The 20,759-nt window shown below is 66.3% G+C and carries 17 protein-coding genes and 2 tRNA genes; 2 read left to right on the top strand and 17 right to left on the bottom strand.

What is annotated here, in order from left to right:
* Positions 1–2 precede the first annotated feature (2 nt).
* The 11 genes from infB to rlmE form a co-directional block, all read right to left on the bottom strand.
* Complete coding sequence (gene infB, locus GRB96_RS01555; protein WP_161430135.1) at positions 3–2,525, bottom strand: translation initiation factor IF-2; 2,523 nt, start codon at positions 2,523–2,525, stop codon at positions 3–5.
* Between the two features lie 117 nt (positions 2,526–2,642).
* Positions 2,643–4,133, bottom strand: a complete 1,491-nt coding sequence (gene nusA / locus GRB96_RS01550; protein WP_161430134.1) for a transcription termination factor NusA — start codon at positions 4,131–4,133, stop codon at positions 2,643–2,645.
* An 81-nt stretch (positions 4,134–4,214) separates the two neighbouring features.
* Positions 4,215–4,676, bottom strand: a complete 462-nt coding sequence (gene rimP, locus GRB96_RS01545; protein WP_161430133.1) for a ribosome maturation factor RimP — start codon at positions 4,674–4,676, stop codon at positions 4,215–4,217.
* A gap of 235 nt (positions 4,677–4,911) precedes the next feature.
* Positions 4,912–4,988 (bottom strand) — tRNA-Met (locus GRB96_RS01540).
* Between the two features lie 126 nt (positions 4,989–5,114).
* Positions 5,115–5,201 (bottom strand) — tRNA-Leu (locus GRB96_RS01535).
* Positions 5,202–5,231: 30 nt separating this feature from the next.
* On the bottom strand, positions 5,232–5,591 hold the full coding sequence (secG, locus tag GRB96_RS01530) for a preprotein translocase subunit SecG (RefSeq protein WP_161430132.1): 360 nt from the start codon (positions 5,589–5,591) through the stop codon (positions 5,232–5,234).
* A gap of 4 nt (positions 5,592–5,595) precedes the next feature.
* A complete protein-coding gene (gene tpiA, locus GRB96_RS01525; RefSeq protein WP_161430131.1) occupies positions 5,596–6,345 on the bottom strand; it encodes a triose-phosphate isomerase in 750 nt (249 codons plus the stop codon).
* Between the two features lie 74 nt (positions 6,346–6,419).
* Complete coding sequence (glmM, locus tag GRB96_RS01520; RefSeq protein ID WP_161430130.1) at positions 6,420–7,778, bottom strand: phosphoglucosamine mutase; 1,359 nt, start codon at positions 7,776–7,778, stop codon at positions 6,420–6,422.
* Positions 7,778–8,626 (bottom strand): dihydropteroate synthase, encoded by an 849-nt coding sequence (gene folP / locus GRB96_RS01515; protein WP_240894111.1) that lies wholly within the window; start codon positions 8,624–8,626, stop codon positions 7,778–7,780. The genes glmM and folP overlap by 1 nt, the downstream gene beginning before the upstream one ends.
* An 88-nt stretch (positions 8,627–8,714) precedes the next feature.
* Positions 8,715–10,703, bottom strand: a complete 1,989-nt coding sequence (gene ftsH, locus GRB96_RS01510; protein WP_161430129.1) for an ATP-dependent zinc metalloprotease FtsH — start codon at positions 10,701–10,703, stop codon at positions 8,715–8,717.
* Positions 10,704–11,097: 394 nt separating this feature from the next.
* A complete protein-coding gene (gene rlmE, locus GRB96_RS01505; RefSeq protein WP_161430128.1) occupies positions 11,098–11,757 on the bottom strand; it encodes a 23S rRNA (uridine(2552)-2'-O)-methyltransferase RlmE in 660 nt (219 codons plus the stop codon).
* Positions 11,758–11,924: 167 nt separating this feature from the next.
* Between rlmE and yhbY the strand changes: the two genes are divergently transcribed.
* Positions 11,925–12,251: a ribosome assembly RNA-binding protein YhbY gene (gene yhbY, locus GRB96_RS01500; RefSeq protein ID WP_161430127.1), complete on the top strand. Its 327-nt coding sequence runs from the start codon at positions 11,925–11,927 to the stop codon at positions 12,249–12,251.
* A 122-nt stretch (positions 12,252–12,373) separates the two neighbouring features.
* Here the strand turns inward: yhbY and greA are convergent, their stop codons facing one another.
* From greA to GRB96_RS01470, 6 genes are all read right to left on the bottom strand, one after another.
* A complete protein-coding gene (greA, locus tag GRB96_RS01495; protein ID WP_161430126.1) occupies positions 12,374–12,850 on the bottom strand; it encodes a transcription elongation factor GreA in 477 nt (158 codons plus the stop codon).
* The gene (gene carB / locus GRB96_RS01490; RefSeq protein ID WP_161430125.1) at positions 12,847–16,077 is read right to left on the bottom strand and encodes a carbamoyl-phosphate synthase large subunit; all 3,231 of its coding nucleotides are present in this window, start codon (positions 16,075–16,077) and stop codon (positions 12,847–12,849) included. Before carB ends, greA begins: the two co-directional genes overlap by 4 nt.
* A 58-nt stretch (positions 16,078–16,135) precedes the next feature.
* Entirely contained in the window at positions 16,136–17,284 is a 1,149-nt protein-coding gene (gene carA / locus GRB96_RS01485; RefSeq protein WP_161430124.1) for a glutamine-hydrolyzing carbamoyl-phosphate synthase small subunit, read from the bottom strand.
* 270 nt (positions 17,285–17,554) lie between these two features.
* Positions 17,555–18,361: a 4-hydroxy-tetrahydrodipicolinate reductase gene (gene dapB / locus GRB96_RS01480; protein WP_161430123.1), complete on the bottom strand. Its 807-nt coding sequence runs from the start codon at positions 18,359–18,361 to the stop codon at positions 17,555–17,557.
* 65 nt (positions 18,362–18,426) lie between these two features.
* Complete coding sequence (locus GRB96_RS01475) at positions 18,427–19,335, bottom strand: DMT family transporter (protein ID WP_338073996.1); 909 nt, start codon at positions 19,333–19,335, stop codon at positions 18,427–18,429.
* Positions 19,332–19,610, bottom strand: a complete 279-nt coding sequence (locus GRB96_RS01470; RefSeq protein WP_161430122.1) for a DUF2218 domain-containing protein — start codon at positions 19,608–19,610, stop codon at positions 19,332–19,334. The genes GRB96_RS01475 and GRB96_RS01470 overlap by 4 nt, the downstream gene beginning before the upstream one ends.
* A gap of 182 nt (positions 19,611–19,792) precedes the next feature.
* Here GRB96_RS01470 and GRB96_RS01465 point away from each other — a divergent pair, with 182 nt between their 5' ends.
* Positions 19,793–20,749, top strand: a complete 957-nt coding sequence (locus GRB96_RS01465) for an HNH endonuclease (RefSeq protein ID WP_161430121.1) — start codon at positions 19,793–19,795, stop codon at positions 20,747–20,749.
* Positions 20,750–20,759: the final 10 nt, after the last annotated feature.

The following is a 20,759-nucleotide window of genomic DNA, read 5'->3' as shown; positions in this document are numbered from 1 at the left end:
CCTTAGAGGGTCCGCTCGACCTTGACCTGATCGAAGACCTCGATCTTGTCGCCGACCTGGACATCGTTGTAGTTCTTCACGCCGATGCCGCACTCCATGCCGTTGCGCACTTCCTGGACGTCGTCCTTGAAGCGGCGCAGCGACTCGAGCTCGCCCTCGTAGATGACCACGTCGTCGCGCAGCACACGGATCTTCTTGTTGCGGTGCACGCTGCCCTCGATGACCATGCAGCCGGCGATGGCGCCGATCTTGGGCGCACGGAAGACGTCGCGGACCTCGGCCACACCGACGATCTCTTCCTTCCACTCCGGTGCCAGCATGCCGGTCATCGCCTGCTTGACCTCATCGATCAGCTGGTAGATGACGCTGTAGTAGCGCAGGTCGAGGCCTTCGCGCTCGATGATCTCGCGGGCGGCGGCGTCGGCACGCACGTTGAAGCCGATCACGATGGCCTCGGAGGCCAGCGCCAGGTTGGCGTCGGTGCCGGTGATGCCACCCACCCCGGAGGAGACCACGGCCACTTCCACCTCGTCGGTGGAGAGCTCTTCCAGTGCCCCCTTGATCGCTTCCAGCGAGCCCTGGACGTCGGCCTTGAGCACGATATTGAGCTTGGCGGCGACCTCCTGGCCCATCTGGCTGAACATGTTCTCCAGCTTGGCCTTCTGCTGGCGCGCCAGGCGCACCTCGCGGTACTTGCCCTGACGGAAGTTGGCGACCTCACGGGCCTTCTTCTCGTCGGCCAGCACCATGAAGTCGTCACCCGCCTCGGGGGTGCCGTCGAGGCCCTGGATCTCCACCGGCATCGCCGGGCCGACCTCGTCGACCTGCTTGCCGAGTTCGTTGGTCAGGGCACGCACGCGGCCGTAGTGCAGGCCGGCCAGCACGATATCGCCCTTCTTCAGGGTACCGTTCTGGACCAGCACGGTGGCCACCGGGCCGCGGCCCTTGTCCAGGCGCGACTCGACCACCACGCCCTTGCCGGGCGCCTCGGGCACGGCCTTGAGCTCGAGCACCTCGGAGACCAGCAGCACCGCCTCGAGCAGCTCGTCGATGCCTTCGCCGGTCTTGGCGGAGACGTGCACGAACTGGGTGTCGCCACCCCACTCCTCGGAGATGACGCCGTGCTGGGAGAGCTCATTCTTGACGCGGTCCGGGTCGGCGGCCGGCTTGTCAATCTTGTTGACGGCGACCACCATGGGAACGCCGGCAGCCTTGGAGTGCTCGACCGCCTCGATGGTCTGGGGCATCACGCCGTCATCGGCGGCCACCACCAGGATGACCACGTCGGTGGCCTTGGCGCCGCGGGCACGCATGGCGGTGAAGGCCGCGTGTCCGGGGGTATCCAGGAAGGTCACACCGTGAGAGCCGTTCACCTTCTCGGCAGCGACGTGGTAGGCGCCGATATGCTGGGTGATGCCGCCGGCCTCGCCGGTGGCCACCTTGGCCTGGCGAATGTAATCGAGCAGCGAGGTCTTGCCGTGGTCGACGTGACCCATCACGGTGACGACCGGATCGCGAGTGAGCTCTTCCCCCTCGTAGGAGATGCTCTCCAGCACTTCCTCTTCCAGCGCATCATCCTTGACCAGCTTGGGCTTGTGGCCCATCTCCTCGACCACGATGGCCGCGGTGTCCTGATCGATGGTCTGGTTGATGGTCACCGCCGCGCCCATGGTGAACATGGTCTTGATGACCTCGTTGGCCTTGATCGACATCTTGTCGGCCAGGTCGGCAACGCTGATCGACTCGGGGATCGAGACCTCGCGAACGATGGGCTGGGTCGGCTTCTGGAAACCGTGCTTGCCACCGCCCTGGCTGCTGCCACCACGGCGACCGCCGCGGCGCTCGGCGCGCTTGGCCTTCTTGCCGCCGCCACGACGCCGCTCCTCGCGGTCGTCGTCGTCACGCTCGTGGCGACCCTTCTTGGCCGCGGCCTTCTTGGGCGGTGCGGTGCGACGATCGGAGCGACCCTCCTTGGGGGGAGCCGGCGGCTCGTCGGAGGGTGCCGGAGTCTCGAGCTCGGGTACCGGAATATCGGGAACCTCGGCAGCCTTCTGGGCCTCGAGCTTGGCGGCAGCCTCCTGGGCGGCCTGCTCCGCGGCCTTTGCCTTGGCCTCCTCGGCCTCGCGGGCCTCCTTGGCGGCCTGGGCCTGCTGGGAGTCGGCCATGTCACCGACCAGCTGACGCGGCCCGGTGTCCTCCACCGGCTCCGGCTTGCTCTCTTCCTCGGCGCGCTTGACGTAGGTGCGCTTCTTGCGCACCTGCACCTCGATGGTCTTGCCACGCTCACCGGTGTTGATGCGACTGCGCGTCTTGCGCGTCAGGGTGATGCGGTTCTTCGGCGCGGCCTTTTCGGCGTCGCCGCCATGGCTCTTGGTCAGGTAGTCGAGCAGCTGACGCTTGTCCTCCTCGGACACGGCATCACCCTCGGACTTGTGCTTGAGCCCGGCTTCTTTCATCTGTTCCAGCAGGCGGGGAACGTCGCGTCCCACCTTAGCTGCAAAATCCTTAACGGTCATGTCTGACATGTAGACCCTCCTGAGCCCGTGACCCCAATTCTGTTCGCTTCGAATACTGCCGGTCCGAGCGCGGGGCATCGGACCCTTGTCTGCACGCTATTCGCCTTCGAGCGGTTCGTATGCGAACTACTCGTTCTCAAACCAGGGCGCACGGGCAGTCATGATCAGTGACGCGGCACGCTCCTCGTCAATGCCCTCGATATCCAGCAAGTCATCGACGGACTGCTCGGCCAGATCCTCCATGCTGACGATCCCGCGGCTGGCCAGGATGAAGGCCAGGTGGCGCTCCATGCCTTCCATCTCCAGCAGGTCGTCGGCCGGCTGGGCACCGTCCAGCTCCTCCTCGGAGGCGATGGCGAGGTTGAGGAGCTCGTCCTTGGCGCGAGCGCGCAGCTCCTCGATGGTCTCCTCGTCGAACTCCTCGATCTCGAGCATCTCCTCGACCGGGACGTAGGCGATCTCCTCCAGGGTGGTGAAGCCCTCCTCCACCAGCAGGCGCGCCACATCGTCGTCGATGTCGAGGTGCTGCACGAAGTGCTCCACCAGGCTGTCGATCTCCTGGTCGCGCTTGTCCTCCGCCTCGGCCTCGGTCATGACGTTGATCCGCCAGCCGGTGAGTTCGGAGGCCAGGCGCACGTTCTGGCCGCTGCGGCCGATGGCCTGGGCCAGGTTGTCCTCGGCGACGGCCACATCCATGGCGTGGGCATCCTCGTCGACCAGGATGGAGGCGACATCCGCCGGTGCCATGGCGTTGATCACCAGCTGGGCCGGATTGTCGTCCCACAGCACGATATCGACACGCTCGTTCTGCAGCTCCGAGGAGACCGCCTGGACCCGCGAGCCGCGCATGCCGACGCAGGCGCCCACCGGATCGATGCGGCGGTCGTTGGTCTTGACGGCGATCTTGGCTCGCGAGCCCGGATCGCGGGCGGCACCCTTGATCTCGATGAGCTGCTCGGCGATCTCCGGGACCTCGATGCTGAAAAGTTCGATGATCAGCTCGGGGCAGGTACGCGACAGGATCAGCTGCGCACCGCGAGCCTCCGCGTCGACCTTGATCAGCAGGGCACGCACCCGCTCGTTCATGCGATAGCGCTCGCCGGGAATCATCTCGCTGCGCGGTAGGAACGCCTCGGCGTTATCCCCCAGATCGATGATCAGCCCGTCGCGGGTGGTCTTCTTGACGATGCCCGAGACCAGCTCGCCCTCGCGGTCGGCGTAGAGGCGCACCACTTCGGCGCGTTCGGCCTCACGGACCTTCTGCACAATCACCTGCTTGGCAGTCTGGGCGGCGATGCGGCCGAAGTCGGCGTTCTCGATCTTCTCCTCGACCACGTCGCCCAAGCCCAGGGGCGGGTCGCGACGTTCGGCGAAGGTGAGCTTGATCTGGTGATCGGGGCCGTCGAAGTCATCGTCCTCGACCACTTCCCAACGGCGGAAAGTCTCATAATCGCCGGTGCTGCGATCGATATGCACCCGTACGCTGGCTTCCTCGTCCTCGAAGCGCTTGCGCGACGCGCTGGCCAGGGCCGCCTCGACGGCCTCGAAGATCACCTCGCGGGGAACCCCCTTCTCGTTGGAGATCGCATCGACGACCGCCAGAATCTCTTTACTCATGCCTTTGCCTCGCCAGAAAACCTGTTCTCGAGCTGTTGCTCAACATGCCTCCCGGGGGAGGCCGAATCCTTGAACCGCGGGCTAGTCCTCGAAACGGGGCACCACGCGGGCCTGATCGATGCCATCGACGGGAAAACAATACTCCTCGCCATCGACCTGCAGCAGCACCTCATCGCCCTCCACGCCGGCCAGCAGGCCCTGGAACTTGCGACGCCCCTCGAAGGGTGCGCGCAACTTCAGCGCCACCTCGTGGCCGCGATAGCGGGAAAACTGATCGAGGGTGAACAGCGGGCGATCCATCCCCGGGGAGGAGACCTCGAGGCGATACTCGCCGTGGATCGGATCCTCCACATCGAGCAGGGCACTGACCTGGCGGCTGATATCCGCACAGTCGTCGACGTTGATGCCGTCTTCGTGATCGATGTAGATCACCAGACGCGAGTGCTTGCCCTGGGAGAGATGGTCGATGCCCCACAGCTCGAAGCCCATGGCGGTGACCACGGGGTCGATCAATGCGTGTAGCGCTGCATCCTTGGTAGCCACGGAATAGACTCCTACAGCCGTTGCATCAGGCACCTGGCCGGGAGTGAACTGGGAAGTCAGGTGGCTGATTGGCATTGCCCGGAACAGTGCCCTGGCGCCTGGCGCCCTGGGCAAGCTGCTAACAAAAAGCCCCTTCACAGGAAGGGGCTTTCACAAGAAACCTGTAGACCACTCCGGTAATATAGCTGCCCCTTCACACGAACATGCTACTGTTCGCCAGGCACCTGCCGGAAGATGGTAGCGGGGACCGGATTTGAACCGATGACCTTCGGGTTATGAGCCCGACGAGCTACCAGACTGCTCCACCCCGCATCAATCTAGGTCGGTGATATTACACGCCACTGACGAATCCGTCAAGGGGCGCACACCGCGTTGCCAATCCTGCTTCTGAAGGATCGTCGACGCTCGAAAACTGCATGGGCGTCGCGATGAATCAGATGGTGCCGAAGGCGGGACTTGAACCCGCACGACCGTAAGGTCACTACCCCCTCAAGATAGCGTGTCTACCAATTCCACCACTTCGGCATCAGGGGAGGCTGGAAACTGCGCAGCGAGCTACTCGTCGCTGCCCTCCAGCACTGGCGCAGCATTATCCATGCTCGAGCCCTCGTCGTCAAGGGTCGGCACACTGTTCTGCTGCTCGATCAGCCGCGAGTCGGGAATTCCCGCCTCGGGGGCATCACCGGCCTGGCTGGCGAACCAGGCCAGAGTCAGGGAGGTGGCGAAGAAGGCCGCTGCCAGCAAGGCGGTGAACTTCGACAGGAAGCCGCCGCTGCCGCGGGAGCCGAACACGGTCTGGGAGGCACCGCCACCGAAGGCGGCACCGGCCTCGGCCCCCTTGCCCTGCTGCAGCAGGATCAGGACGACCAGGGCGATGGCGATCGCCACGTGGATCATGAGAATGGCAACTTGCATGGAATCAACCTGCTGACTGACAGATGGCTAGGAAATCGTCGACCTTGAGCGAGGCACCGCCCACCAGGCCGCCGTCGATATCGGGCTGGGCAAGCAGCTCCGCCGCATTGCCCGCGTTCATGCTACCGCCGTAGAGCAGCCGCAGAGCGGCCGCCAGGTCGCGATCGAAGCCGGCCTGGTAGTCGCGGATGCCGGCCATCACCTCCTGAGCCTGCTCCGGCGTCGCGGTACGGCCGGTGCCGATGGCCCATACCGGCTCATAGGCGATGATCACGCGCTCACGCTGCTCCGGCTCCAGCCGCGCCATCACATAACCGACCTGGCGCAGCACCACCTGCATGGTGTGACCGGCATCACGCTCCTCGAGGGTCTCGCCGACACAGAGCACCGGCGTGATGTCGACACCGAGGGCGGCCAGCAGGCGGTCGTGCACCTGCTCATCACTCTCGCGGTAGAGCTGGCGTCGCTCGGAGTGGCCCACCAACGCATAACAGACGCCGAACTCGCGCAGCATGCGCCCGCTCACCTCGCCGGTATGGGCGCCGGAGTGGAGCGGATTGAGCGTCTGGGCGCCGAGTCGCAATGGCGTCTCGGCGAAGGCACGCCGCGCCGCCTCCAGATAGGGATAGGGCGGAAAGATCGCCGCTTCCAGCGAACTCGGCAGCGCGGCACTGGAGAAGGTCCGGCCGAAGGCCTCGACCAGCTCGGTCGAGCCATTCATCTTCCAGTTGCCGGCAATCAGCGGCGTGCGCATCGACTGTCCTCTTTCAAGGTGGAGCGAAATGGTATAGGAGAGGCCCTGTCAAGACAACCGGTGGTCTTGCGCGCTCAGGCGTCGAGCAGTGCCTCGACCCGCTCGGCGAGACGCCGCGCCAGGCCGTCCACGTCCAGGTGCGGGCGCCCTTCCACCATCACCCGGATCAGCGGCTCGGTACCGGAGGGTCGCAGCAGCACCCGCCCCTCGTCGCCCAGCTCACCCTCGACCTCGCTCACCGTCTCCTGGAGGGCCGGCATGGCCATCACCGCCCGGGCATCGCTGCCCGGCGTGAGGCGCACATTGACCAGAGCCTGGGGCGCCTTCTCCAGGCCATCCAGCAGGCGTTGCAGCGACTTGCCCTCGCGCACCATGAAGGCCAGCACCTGCAGCGCCGAGACGATGCCATCGCCGGTGGTCTGCACGTGGCCGCAGACGATATGGCCGGAGGACTCGCCACCCAGCTGCCAGTCGTTGGCGGCGAGGCGCTCCATCACGTAGCGGTCACCCACCTTGGCGCGCTCGAAGGGTACGCCCATCGCCTCCAGTGCCGCGGCGAGGCCGAAGTTGGTCATCAGGGTCCCCACCACGCCACCGCCCAGCTCGCCGCGAGCGTGGCGGTCCCGGGCGATCAGGTAGAGGATGTCGTCGCCGTCGATCTCGCGACCGTCGCTGTCGACCAGCAGCACGCGGTCGCCGTCGCCGTCGAAGGCCACCCCCAGGTCGGCGCCCTGCTGGATCACCGCCGCACGCAGTGCCGCGGGGTGCGTGGAGCCCACCTCGCGGTTGATATTGAGGCCGTCGGGGGCGGCACCGATCAGACTCACCTCGGCGCCCAGCTCACGAAAGACGCTGGGGGCGATGTGGTAGGTGGCGCCGTGGGCGCAATCGAGCACCACCTTGAGCCCCGCGAGGCTGACCCGATCGGGAATGGTCGACTTGCAGAACTCGATATAGCGCCCGGCGGCATCGTCGATGCGCGCGGCCTTGCCGAGCCGGTCGGCGGCCACGGTGGTCAACGGCTCGTCGAGCATCGCCTCGATCTCCGCCTCGAGCTCGTCGCCGAGCTTGGCGCCCTCGGTGGAGAAGAACTTGATGCCGTTGTCGGCGAAGGGGTTGTGCGACGCCGAGATGACGATGCCGGCGTCGGCACGGAAGGTGCGGGTCAGGTAGGCGATGCCCGGGGTCGGCATGGGGCCGAGCAGGGCCACGTCCACCCCCGCTGCAGAGAGCCCGGCCTCCAGGGCCGACTCGAACATGTAGCCGGAGATACGGGTATCCTTGCCGATCAGCACCCGGTGGCGGCGCTTGGGGTTGCGCGAGGCCAGCACGCGGCCGGTGGCCCAGCCCAGCTTGAGCATGAAGTCGGCAGTGATGGGCGGCTCGCCCACCGTGCCGCGAATCCCGTCGGTTCCGAAGTAGCGTCGAGCCATCAGCATCCCTCCTTGAGTACGGCCCAGGTCATGTTCACCGCATCCACGGTGGGGGCCACGTCGTGGACACGCAGGATGCGGGCACCGCGCTCTACCGCCAGGGTCGACAGCGCCAGGCCACCGGGCAGGCGCTCCTCCACCGGACGCTCCAGCACCTTGCCGATCATGCTCTTGCGCGACATGCCCACCAGCAGCGGCAGTTCGAGCTCGCTGAGGCGACCCATGCGGTGGAGCAGGCGCAGGTTATGCTCAACCGTCTTGCCGAAGCCGAAGCCCGGGTCGAGCAGCAGGCGCTCCCGGCGCAGGCCGGCCGCCTCGCACTCGGCGACGCGGGCGGCAAGATAGTCGGCCACCGCCTCCTCGATAGGCACATCATAGCGGGGCGCCTGCTGCATGTCGCGAGGCTCGCCCTGGCGGTGCATCAGGCACACCGGCAGTCCGCTGCCGATGGCCGCGGCCAGCGCCCCTTCGCGCTCCAGCGAGCGCACGTCGTTGATCATTCCCGCACCCAGCGCCGCGCTCTCGCGCATCACCTCGGGGCAGCTGGTGTCCACCGAGACCAGGGCGTCGAGCTCGCGCACCAGCGCCTCCACCACCGGCGCCACGCGCTCGAGCTCCTCCTGGGGCGAGACCGGATCGGCCCCCGGACGGGTCGACTCGCCACCGACATCGATCATCGCCGCGCCCTCGGCCAGCATCCGTTCGGCGTGGCGCAGGGCGTCGTCCAGGGCCACATGGCGGCCGCCGTCGGAGAAGGAGTCGGGGGTGACGTTGAGGATCCCCATGACGCGGGGATAGGAGAGGTCGAGCCGGTGTCGGCCGCACATCAGGGAGGCTGTCGGGTTCATCTTCTCTCGGCTAGCTGGGGTAAGGGGGTGGACCAGAAAGGCAAAGGCGCCCCCGCGGGGGCGCCTGACAGGCAGTGTCGCGGCGGGCTCAGGAGCCGGCCGGCCCGCCCAGCGGGTCGGAGGGCCGCCGCCGCGGCTCCTCGTCGTCGTCCTCGTCGCCGTCGACCTGTTCCGGCTCATCCGGGGTAGCCTCGGCCTGGGGAGACTCGGTCACCGGGGCACCGGGGCCGGAGGAGTCGCCGTCCTCCCAGTCCTTGGGCGGACGCGGCGTGCGTCCCTCCATGATGTCCTTGAGCTGGTCGGCGTCGATGGTCTCGTACTTCATCAGCGCCTCGGCCATGGCGTCGAGCTTGTCGCGGTTCTCCTCGAGGATGCGCTGGGCCTCGGCGTAGCAGCCGTCGATGACCTTGCGCACCTCCTTGTCGAGTTTGGAGATGGTCTCGCCGGACTTCATCTTGCCGCCGCCCTGGCCCGGGCCGCCGAGGAACTGGTGGGACTCGTCCTCGTCGTACATGATCGGCCCCATCTCCTCGGAGAGACCCCACTTGGCGACCATGTTGTGGGCCAGCTCGGTGGCGCGCTTGATGTCATTGGAGGCACCCGTGGTGACACCATTCGGACCTAGCGTCATCTCCTCGGCGATACGGCCGCCGAACAGCGAGCAGATCTGGCTGATGATCTGCTGCCGCGACAGGCTGTAGCGGTCCTGCTCGGGCAGGAACATGGTCACGCCCAGGGCGCGGCCGCGGGGGATGATGGTCACCTTGTAGACCGGATCGTGCTCCGGCACCACCAGGCCGATGATGGCGTGGCCCGACTCGTGGTAGGCGGTGTTGAGCTTCTCCTTCTCGGTCATGACCATGGAGCGGCGCTCGGCGCCCATCATGATCTTGTCCTTGGCCAGTTCCAGCTCCTCCATGCCCACCAGGCGCTTGTTGCGACGCGCGGCGAACAGGGCCGCCTCGTTGACCAGGTTGGCCAGGTCGGCGCCGGAGAAGCCGGGGGTACCGCGGGCGATCAGCGACGGCTTGACGTCGTCGGCCAGCGGCACCTTGCGCAGGTGCACGTTGAGGATGTGCTCGCGGCCACGGATATCGGGCAGCGGCACGACCACCTGGCGGTCGAAGCGGCCCGGACGCATCAGCGCCGGGTCGAGCACGTCGGGACGGTTGGTGGCGGCGATGACGATGATGCCCTCGTTGGCCTCGAAACCGTCCATCTCCACCAGCAGCTGGTTGAGGGTCTGCTCGCGCTCGTCGTTGCCGCCACCCATGCCGACACCGCGGGAGCGGCCCACGGCATCGATCTCGTCGATAAAGATGATGCAGGGCGCCTGCTTCTTGGCCTGCTCGAACATGTCACGCACGCGGGAAGCACCCACGCCGACGAACATCTCGACGAAGTCGGAGCCAGAGATGGAGAAGAACGGCACCTTGGCCTCGCCGGCAATGGACTTGGCGAGCAGCGTCTTGCCGGTACCCGGCGGGCCCACCATCAACACGCCGCGGGGAATGGTGCCACCCAGGCGCTGGAACTTGGTGGGATCGCGCAGGAAGTCGACCAGCTCCTCGACCTCCTCCTTGGCCTCGTCACAGCCGGCGACGTCGGCGAAGGTGGTCTTGATCTGATCCTGGGAGAGCAGTTTGGCCTTGGACTTGCCGAAACTCATGGGCCCGCCCTTGCCGGCACCACCGCCCTGCATCTGGCGCATGAAGAACATGAAGATGGCCAGGATCAGCAGGATCGGGAAGCTGGCGATCAGCAGCCGCATCCACAGGCTCTGCTGTTCGGGCTCCTTGCCCACCACGGTGACATTGCTGGAGAGCAGATCGTCCATCAGCTTGGGGTCCTCCGCCGCGGGGCGGATGGTCCGGAACTGCGACCCATCGGTACGCTCACCGGTGATGGTATAGCCATCGATGGTGACACTGCGCACCTGCTCGTTCTGCACCTGCTGGACGAACTGGGAGTAGTTCATCGCCTGAGGTGAACTATCGACACTGAAGTTGTTGAACACCGTCAGCAGGACTGCCGCGATGACCAACCACAGGATCAGGTTCTTCGCCATATCGTTCAAGGGACTACCCTCAATATCTGAAATCTGTCGGCCGCAGGGACCTGGCACCTTGGACACTACAGGAGCCGGCCGCGTTCGGCCACCGCCCGCCGGGCGGTCCACCGCAGCAGGCACTGTGACACACTTTGTGCTGCGCTGTCCGGCAATCGCCCCGGTAGGCCAGGGCTATCGCGGATAGCTTGTCGTCCGGGGCTGATCTGGCGACAAGCCTTCGAGGAGGCGCTGTGAACCCCTCCATGGGCGCTACCGACGCCCTGCTGCGCTCTCGCGTCCCGCTCCGCTTGCAGGTCCGGTGCTGGCCATCCTTGGCCAGCCCGTTCGGAGCAATGCTCCTCACCCCTGGCGTAGGACCTCCTCTACGGCTTGCCCCCAGCGCCCCTTGGTTTCCTCAGGCTCAGCCGCGAAAGCCCTGGGCCAGCAGGTAGACCTCACGGGAGCGCGCCCGTGAGGCGCCGGGCTTGCGGGTCACCACCCGCGTGAAGGCGCTGCGCAGCGCCTTCAGGTATTCATCGAAGCCCTCGCCCTGGAACACCTTGGCCAGGAAGGTGCCGCCGGGGCGCAGGGTCTGGCCGGCCAGGTCCAGTGCCAGCTCCACCAGGTACATCGCCTGAGGCTGGTCGATGGCGGCCATGCCACTCATGTTGGGGGCCATATCCGACATCACCAGGTCCACCGGGCGGCTGCCCAGGGTGGCGAGGATCGCCTCGAGGACCGCCTCCTCGGTGAAGTCGCCCTGGATGAAGTCGACCCCGGCCAGGGCATCCATCTCGAGGATATCGGAGGCGATCACCACCCCCTCGGGGCCTACCTTCTCGGCCGCTACCTGGCTCCAGCCGCCGGGCGCCGCTCCCAGGTCGATCACAGTCATGCCCGGCGCCAGGAGCCGGTCCTTCTCGTCGAGCTCGAACAGCTTGTAACTGGCCCGCGAGCGGTAGCCCTCCTGCCAGGAGCGCTGCACGTACTGGTCGTCGAAGTGCTCCTTCAGCCAGCCCTTGCTGGTCTTGCTGGCGGAGTGCTTGCTGGAGGCGGGAGATGGGGTGCGGGAACGAGCCACGGCATCACCTGGAATGTAGCGGGGGTGTGACTGGCGCGGAGCGGAATGCGGTACTGAAGCGCCGAAGAATGGCCGGTTGGTCCGGCGCTTTCACCGAAGACGTTTTCGGCGTGACGATTTGCGCGTACCATGGCTGGCTGCGCGCAACCGAGAAGACGCAAGATACCATGAGCTTGTCACAGGCACAAAAGAAAGCATTTCGCAGCATCGGTCACCACCTGAACCCGGTGGTCATGATCTCCGAGAACGGCATCTCCGAAGGAGTGCTGGCGGAGCTCGACCGGGCCCTCAACGACCACGAGCTGATCAAGGTGAAGTTCGCCCTGCCGGAACGCGACGAACGCAGCGCCATGCTCGAGGAGCTGATCGAGGCGTGCGGCGCCGAGCTGGTGCAGAAGATCGGCAAGATGGCGCTGCTCTACCGGCGCAACCCCCAGGCCAATCCGAAGCTCTCCAACGTGCAGCGCTACGAGGGACACCACGGCCGCCGCTGAGCTGCCGCTCAGAGCTGTAAGCTTTAAGCCGTAAGTCAAAACCAGAACACCTCCAGCTCAAACCTGAGCTGGAGGTGTTCTTCTTATAGCTTAAAGCTTATGGCTTACAGCTGCCCGAAGGGCTAGAGGTGCTCCACGCCCGAGATCTCATACTCGACGTCGCCACCCGGGGTCTTGACCACCACCGCATCACCCTCCTCCTTGCCGATCAGGGCACGGGCGATGGGCGAGGTCACGGAGATCCTGCCCTGCTTGATATCCGCCTCATCCTCGCCGACGATCCGGTAGGTCACCTCCTCGTCGTTGTTGAGGTTGAGCAGCTCCACGGTAACGCCGAAGATCACCTTGCCCGTTCTGGGCAGCTTGGTGACATCGATCACCTGGGCGTTGGAGAGCTTGCCTTCGATCTCCTGGATACGCCCCTCGATAAAGCCCTGCTGCTCGCGGGCCGCATGGTACTCGGCGTTCTCCTTGAGATCACCATGCTCGCGGGCCTCGGCGATGGCGGCGATCACCCTGGGACGCGCCTCGCCCTTGAGGTGCTCGAGCTCCTCGCGCAGACGCGACTCTCCGGCGACGGTCATCGGGACCTTGTTCATTGCGCAGCTCCTGCATGCAATTCCTGTAGCCGCCGCACCGTGATCTCGTTGCCGTACTCGAGCGCCAGACAAACGGCGTTCGCCCCCGCCAGCGTGGTGGCGTAGGGAACCTTGCGGGCAAGCGCGGTGCGACGGATCACCGAGGAGTCGTTGATCGCCTGGCGACCCTCGGTGGTATTGACGATATAGGCGATCTCGTCGTTCTTGAGCAGATCGACGATATGCGGGCGGCCTTCAAAGACCTTGTTCACGACCTCGACGTCGATACCCTCGGCCTTCAGGGCCGCCGCGGTACCGCCGGTCGCGCACAGTGTAAAGCCCAATGTTATCAGAGAACGGGCCACCCCGATAACACCCGCCTTGTCCGGCTCACGCACCGAGAGGAACGCCTTGCGCGGCCCGGAAAGCGGCGGAATCGCCTCGCCGGCCCCCAGCTGCGCCTTGTAGAAGGCCTCGGCGAAGGTGTCTCCGCTGCCCATCACCTCACCGGTGGACTTCATCTCCGGCGACAGGATCGGGTCGACCCCCGGGAACTTGTTGAACGGGAAGACCGCCTCCTTGACGCTGAAGAAGTGCGGCACGATCTCGCGGGTGAAGCCCTGCTCCGCGAGGGTGGTACCGGCCATGCAGCGCGCGGCGATCTGGGCCAGCGAGGTGCCGATGCACTTGGAGACGAAGGGCACGGTACGCGAGGCGCGCGGGTTGACCTCGATGATGTAGATCTCGCCGTCCTGCCAGGCCAGCTGCACGTTCATCAGCCCCTTGACGCCCAGCTCCACCGCCATCTGGCGGACCTGCTCGCGCATCGCGTCCTGCACCTCGGCGGGCAGCGAGTAGGGCGGCAGCGAGCAGGCAGAGTCACCGGAGTGTACGCCGGCCTGCTCGATGTGCTGCATGATGCCGCCGATCACCACCTGCTGGCCGTCGCTGACCGCGTCGATATCGATCTCGACGGCGGCATTGAGGAAGTGGTCGAGCAGCACCGGCGAGTCGTTGGAGACCTTGACCGCGTGGGTCATGTAGTTCTCGAGCTCGGAGGCGTCGTAGACGATCTCCATGGCGCGCCCGCCCAGCACATAGCTGGGTCGCACCACCAGCGGGTAGCCGATCGTCTCGGCCTTGGCGAAGGCCTCCTCGAAGCTGCGCGCGGTGGCATTGGGCGGCTGCTTGAGACCCAGCTTGTCGATCATCTGCTGGAAGCGCTCGCGATCCTCGGCGCGGTCGATGGCATCCGGGGTGGTGCCGATGATCGGCACGCCGGCGGCCTCCAGCTCGCGAGCCAGCTTCAGCGGGGTCTGGCCGCCGAACTGCACGATCACGCCGACCGGCTGCTCCTTGTCGGCGATCTCCAGCACGTCCTCCAGGGTCACCGGCTCGAAGTAGAGGCGATCCGAGGTGTCGTAGTCGGTGGAGACGGTCTCCGGGTTGCAGTTGACCATAATGGTCTCGTAGCCGTCATCGTGCATGGCGAAGGCGGCGTGGACGCAGCAGTAGTCGAACTCGATGCCCTGGCCGATGCGGTTGGGCCCACCGCCCAGCACCATGATCTTCTGGCGGTCGGAGACCTCCGCCTCGCACTCCTCCTCATAGGTGGAGTACATGTAGGCGGTGTCCGAGGCAAACTCGGCGGCACAGGTGTCGACCCGCTTGTAGACCGGACGGATACCGGCCTTCTGACGCGTCTTGCGGAACTCCTTCTCGGAGACACCGAGCAGCGACGCCAGGCGGGCGTCGGAGAAGCCCTTGCGCTTGAGGCGGAACAGCTCGCGGGCGTCGAGTTCGGAGAGCGAGCGCTTGGCGACCTCGCCCTCGGTGGCGATCAGGTCCTCGAGCTGCACCAGGAACCAGGGGTCGATATTGGTCAGCGCGAAGATCTCGTCGCGCGTCATGCCGGCGCGCATGGCATCGGCGATAAAGAAGATGCGCTCGGCCCCGGCGGCCTGCAGCTCACCCTTGATATGGGCCATCCCATCGGCATCGAAGCGGGTCACCTTGGGGTCCAGGCCATCGTTGCCGGTCTCCAGGCCGCGCAGCGCCTTCTGCAGCGACTCCTGGAAGGTGCGGCCGATCGCCATCACCTCGCCCACCGACTTCATCTGGGTAGTCAGGCGGTCGTTGGCCTGGGGGAACTTCTCGAAGGTGAAGCGCGGAATCTTGGTGACCACGTAGTCGATGGAGGGCTCGAACGAGGCCGGGGTCTGGCCGCCGGTGATGTCGTTCGAAAGCTCGTCCAGGGTGTAGCCCACGGCCAGCTTGGCGGCGATCTTGGCGATCGGGAAGCCGGTGGCCTTGGAGGCCAGCGCCGAGGAGCGCGACACCCGCGGGTTCATCTCGATGACCACCATGCGCCCGGTCTTCGGATCCATGCCGAACTGCACGTTGGAGCCGCCGGTCTCGACGCCGATCTCGCGCAGCACCGCCAGCGAGGCGTCGCGCATGATCTGGTATTCCTTGTCGGTCAGCGTCTGGGCCGGGGCCACGGTGATGGAGTCGCCGGTGTGCACACCCATGGGATCGAAGTTCTCGATGGCGCAGACGATGATGCAGTTGTCGTTCCTGTCACGAACGACCTCCATCTCGTACTCCTTCCAGCCCAGCAGCGACTCGTCGATCAGCAGCTCGTGGTTGTTGGAGAGCTCGAAGCCGCGCTGGCAGATCTCCTCGAACTCCTCCTTGTTGTAGGCCACGCCGCCGCCGGAACCGCCCATGGTGTAGGAGGGGCGGATGATCACCGGGAAGCCCAGATCCCCCTGGATGCGCCAGGCCTCTTCCATGCTGTGGGCCACCTCGGCCTTGGGGCACTCCAGGCCGATGCGCTTCATGGCCTGGTCGAAGAGGTCGCGGTCCTCGGCCTTGTTGATGGCGTCGGCGTTGGCGCCGATCATCTCCACGCCGTACTTGGCCAGCACGCCGTGCTTGTCCAGCTCCAGCGCACAGTTGAGCGCGGTCTGGCCGCCCATGGTGGGCAGGATGACGTCGGGGCGCTCGGCCTCGATGATCTTCTCCACCGCCTGCCAGGTGATCGGCTCGATATAGGTGGCATCGGCCATGGCCGGGTCGGTCATGATGGTGGCCGGGTTGGAGTTGACCAGGATGACCCGGTAGCCCTCCTCGCGCAGCGCCTTGCAGGCCTGGGCGCCGGAGTAGTCGAATTCGCACGCCTGGCCGATGACGATGGGGCCGGCGCCAATGATCAGGATGCTCTGGATGTCGGTACGCTTGGGCATGGTGCTTCCCGCTGAAAAGGGTGACGAGTGGCGACGTGAGTGTGGCGATTCCCCAGGCTCAGGCCTGGCGGGACCGCATCATCTCGACGAAACGATCGAACAGCGGCGCGACGTCCCGGGGCCCGGGGCTCGCCTCCGGGTGACCCTGGAAGCTGAAGGCCGGGCGGTCGGTGCGCTCGATCCCCTGCAGGGTGCCGTCGAACAGCGAGCGGTGGGTGGCCCGCAGGTTGGCCGGCAGGCTCGCCTCGTCGGCGGCGAAGCCGTGGTTCTGGCTGGTGATCATCACATGGCCGGTGTCGAGGTCCTGAACCGGGTGGTTGGCACCATGGTGGCCGTGGTTCATCTTCACGGTCTTCGCTCCGCTGGCCAGGGCCAGCAGCTGGTGGCCCAGGCAGATGCCGAACAGCGGGATCTCGGTCTCGAGGATCTCCTGGATCGCCTTGATGGCGTAGTCGCAGGGCTCGGGGTCGCCGGGGCCGTTGGCCAGGAAGATGCCGTCGGGGGCCATGGCCAGCACCTCGGACGCCGGAGTCTGGGCCGGCACCACGGTCAGGCGGCAGCCGCGGGAGGCCAGCATGCGCAGGATGTTGCGCTTGACGCCGAAGTCGTAGGCGACCACGTGGAAGGGGCGCTCACCCTGGGTGGTGTCGGCGTAACCCTGACCCAGGGCCCACTCGCCCTCGCTCCAATCGTAGGGGCTCTGGCAGGAGACCACCTTGGCCAGATCCATGCCCTTGAGGCCCGGGAAGGCGCGGGCGGCGGCCAGGGCGCGCTCCTCGGCGTCCTCGCCCTCGGCCTCGCTGCCGGCCAGGATCGCGCCGTTCTGGGCGCCCTTGTCGCGCAGAATGCGCGTCAGACGGCGGGTATCGATCTCGGCGATGCCCAGCACGTTCTGGCCCTTGAGGTAGTCGGAGAGGGTCTGCTCGCAACGGAAGCTGCTGGCCAGCAGCGGCAGGTCGCGGATCACCAGGCCGGCGGCGGCGATGGCCCCCGACTCCACATCCTCGGCGTTGACGCCGGTATTGCCGATATGGGGGTAGGTCAGGGTGACGATCTGTCGGGTGTAGGAGGGGTCGGTCAGGATCTCCTGATAGCCGGTCATGGCCGTATTGAACACCACCTCACCGCTGGTCTGTCCATCGGCACCGATGGCCGTGCCGTGAAACACACTGCCGTCTTCCAGGGCCAGTATCGCGGGTCTGTTCAATGCAACGTCCTCCCAGGTTTTTTAGAGAGCTATCGAGACAGCTCGTCAATGCATACTGCTTACCGATGGCCGGCCCGCAAAAAAGCGGGACGAAACCCGATGGTGACCGGTTTCATCCCGCTTGTTGTCATTCGCTCGGAACTGATGTGCTCAGAGCTGGTTCGCTCAGAACAAAGGGCCGAAGCAACAAGCGCTGTGTTGGGCTTTCGCCCAGGCGCCCGGCCAAAATTTTGGGGATATTACAGGAAACTCCGCCCTTCGACTACCCCTTTAGTCGAGACCGAGCACATCCTGCATGGCGTAGCGCCCCTTGTCCTGACCGGCCACCCAGCGCGCGGCGCGCACCGCCCCCTTGGCGAAGGTCATGCGGCTCGAGGCCTTGTGGGTGATCTCGATGCGCTCGCCCTCGGTGGCGAACATCACCGTGTGCTCGCCGACGATATCCCCGGCGCGCACGGTGGCGAAGCCGATCTCCTTGTCGCTGCGCGGCCCGCACTGCCCCACCCGCTCGAAGACGCCATGCTCCTTGAGGGTGCGGCCCAGGCTCTCGGCCACCACCTCGCCCATCTTCAGCGCGGTGCCGGAGGGGGCATCCACCTTGTGGCGGTGGTGGGACTCGATCACCTCGATATCGTAGCCCTCGTCGCCCAGCGCCCGGGCCGCGGTCTCCAGCAGCTTGAGGGTCAGGTTCACCCCCACGCTCATGTTGGGGGCGAAGACGAAGGGCAGCTGCTCACGGAAGGCGTCGAGCTCGGCCAGCTCCTCGTCGGAGAGCCCGGTGGTACCGATCACCATGCGCTTGCCGTGGGCGGCGCAGAACGCCAGGTTGGAAAGCGTCACCCGGGGGGCAGTGAAGTCGATCAGCACATCGAAGTCATCGACGATGGCGTCCAGCGCGTCCACCGCGGCCACACCCACCCGGCCGACCCCGGCCAGCTCGCCGATATCGGCACCGACCAGCGAACTGCCCGGCTCAACGCTGCCCCCCGCCAGGGTGGCGCCGTCATCCTGCTGAACGGCATTGACCAGGGTGCGGCCCATGCGGCCGGCGACACCGACGATGGCGATTCGGGTCATGAGGGCTCCTTTAGAAACGATAGCGGCTCGACAATGCACACCAGTATACCAGAGGCGAGCCGCCGTCAGCCGCCCACCCTGACGTCACCACGCATCAGCAGCGCCATCGCCACGAGCACCATCAGGCTTCCCGGCAGCCATACCCAGCCGATATGCTGCGGCGAACGCAGGAACAGCAGCAGCATGGAGACGAAGGGCACCAGATAGCCGTAGGCGGTGACCACACCCGGGGTGAGCACCGCGGTGGCCCGCTGCATCAGCCAGAAGGTCAGGGCGCTGGAGCAGAGCCCCAGATAGACCAGCAACGCCAGGTCCGTGGCACGCATGGCCGCCAGGCGCCCCACCGGCTCGATGGCAAGGCCGGCCAGGCCAACCAGCAGGCCACCCAGCCCCAGGCTCCAGAAGGTGCGCACCGCCGCCGACTCCGGCAGGCGGCCACTGGCCAGCCCCCAGCGGCTGAGCACCGGATAGAGCGCCGTGGAGAGGCAGCCCAGGAAGAACACCGCCTCGCCGATGCCGAACTGCAGGCGCCCGCCCTGGACCAGGGATTCGGCGAAGGCCAGGCCCAGCGCCCCCGCCGCCCCCAGCCCCAGGATCAGCGGCAGGCGCCAGGCCAGCCGCTCCACGCCGAAGCCCAGCCCCAGCAGGAAGGCCAGCAGCGGCACCGTGACATGCAGGGTTGCCATGGTGAGCGCCGTGGCGTGGTGCGCGGCCCAGAACATGGCCGAGAAAAAGCCGGCCAGGCAGAGCCCCATCAGCGCATACAGCGGCAGGCTCCGCCCCCGGGGCAGGAAGTCAGGCGAGCGCCTGGCCAGCACGAAGAGGCCGGCACAGGCGATGGCGAAACGCAGGGCGGTGAGCAGCAGTGGCGGCAGTTCGCTCATCAGCCCCACGACGGGAAAGGAGAGCCCCACCAGGGCCGCCCACAGCAGCATGCCGAGGTGGGCGCCGCGGGAGGTAACGCTCCGGCTCACGCCTCCCAGACGATATCCAGTTCGACACCCTTGAGGGTATCCAGGGCGTGATCCACCTGGCCCTCCAGCTGGTCGTGGCTCTCGTCATCGACGGCCTCCACCACCACCAGCAGCTTGTCCGGCTGCGCCTGCAGGTAGCAGCTGCCGTTCTCGAAATCGACCCGCACCGGGTCGGCGGAACGGTCCACCTCCTTGGCGTCCGACCAGCGCTCGCACAGCTGATCGATCAGGGCTGCCGCATCGTCGGCGTGCAGCTCGGCGCGTGAAATGGGCATGGCGCTCTCCTCCTGCAGAAATGTCGGACTACCAGACTATGACGACACCACCCTCGCCGCCAAGCGGCTTCTTTCAACAGCATTGACGAACCGCCTCTGCGCTTTTGTGCGAGAGGCCCGCCCTGCCGACGGCGTGGTAACGTTGGGAGCCGTCACCACTCAAGGACGAAGGAGAGAGCACCATGGTCGATGCGCTTGGCTGCCTGACACGGCTGAGGGTCGGGCAGAGCCGAGGCAACCCCGCCCCCAACAAGCCCTGCCTGATGCTGGCCATCATCTGCGAGATCCAGGCAGGGCATATCACCTCGCCCCGGGTAGTCATCGACACTCGCCTGATCAGCCGCTATCACGAGCTGTATGAGCTCGCAGCCGGCTCGCGCCACGAAGCGCGGCCCTGGTTGCCGCTGTGGTTTCTTGCCAGCGACAAGGGGCCGGACGGCGCAGCCGGTTCACTCTGGCAGCCCGAACTCTCTCCAACTCTGGCCGGTGTCGTCGACCAACTGGGTGCACCGCGATCACTCGACCAGTTGCTCAAGCGCTTCGGCGCTGCCAGGCTGCACCCGGAACTGCTGGCGAGGCTCGGCAGCGAGCAGGCCGCCCGCGAGGCAGGTGCACACCTGATCACCCGCTATTTCGCATGGAGCCCGGACACCCAGGCAAAGCTGCATGACTACCTGGACGAAGCCTTTGCCAGCGGCTCCTACGAGAAGTCGCCGGAGCAACTCAAGGGCTCAAGCCCCGTTTCACCTCAGCAGGCCAAGGCCCGCTCCGCCGCCTTCCGCTCGCTGGTCCTGGAAGCCTATGACTACCGCTGTGCGGCGAGCCGGCTACGCTATATCACCCCCGACTACCGCTACCTGGTGGAGGCGGCCCACCTGGTGCCCTTCGCCGAGAGCCAGGATGACCGCCCCAGCAACGGCGTGGCACTCACACCCAACCTGCACTGGGCCATGGACAACCACCTGATCGCCCCGGGGCCGGATCATCGCTGGCACGTCAGCCCCACAGTGGATGCACTGGTGCCCGACAGCCGCTGGCTGTGCGAACTCGACGAACAACCACTGGTGCTGCCCCGCGACCCGCGCTGGCAGCCCGACCGGGAGGCGCTGGCCTGGCGCCTGGCACACCTGCAGCGCTGAGCCCCATACA

Source organism: Halomonas alimentaria (genome assembly GCF_009902005.1).
Taxonomy (GTDB): domain Bacteria; phylum Pseudomonadota; class Gammaproteobacteria; order Pseudomonadales; family Halomonadaceae; genus Halomonas; species Halomonas alimentaria.
The sequence above is the reverse complement of the archived record's forward strand: the minus strand, read 5'-3'. Positions and strand labels throughout refer to the sequence as shown.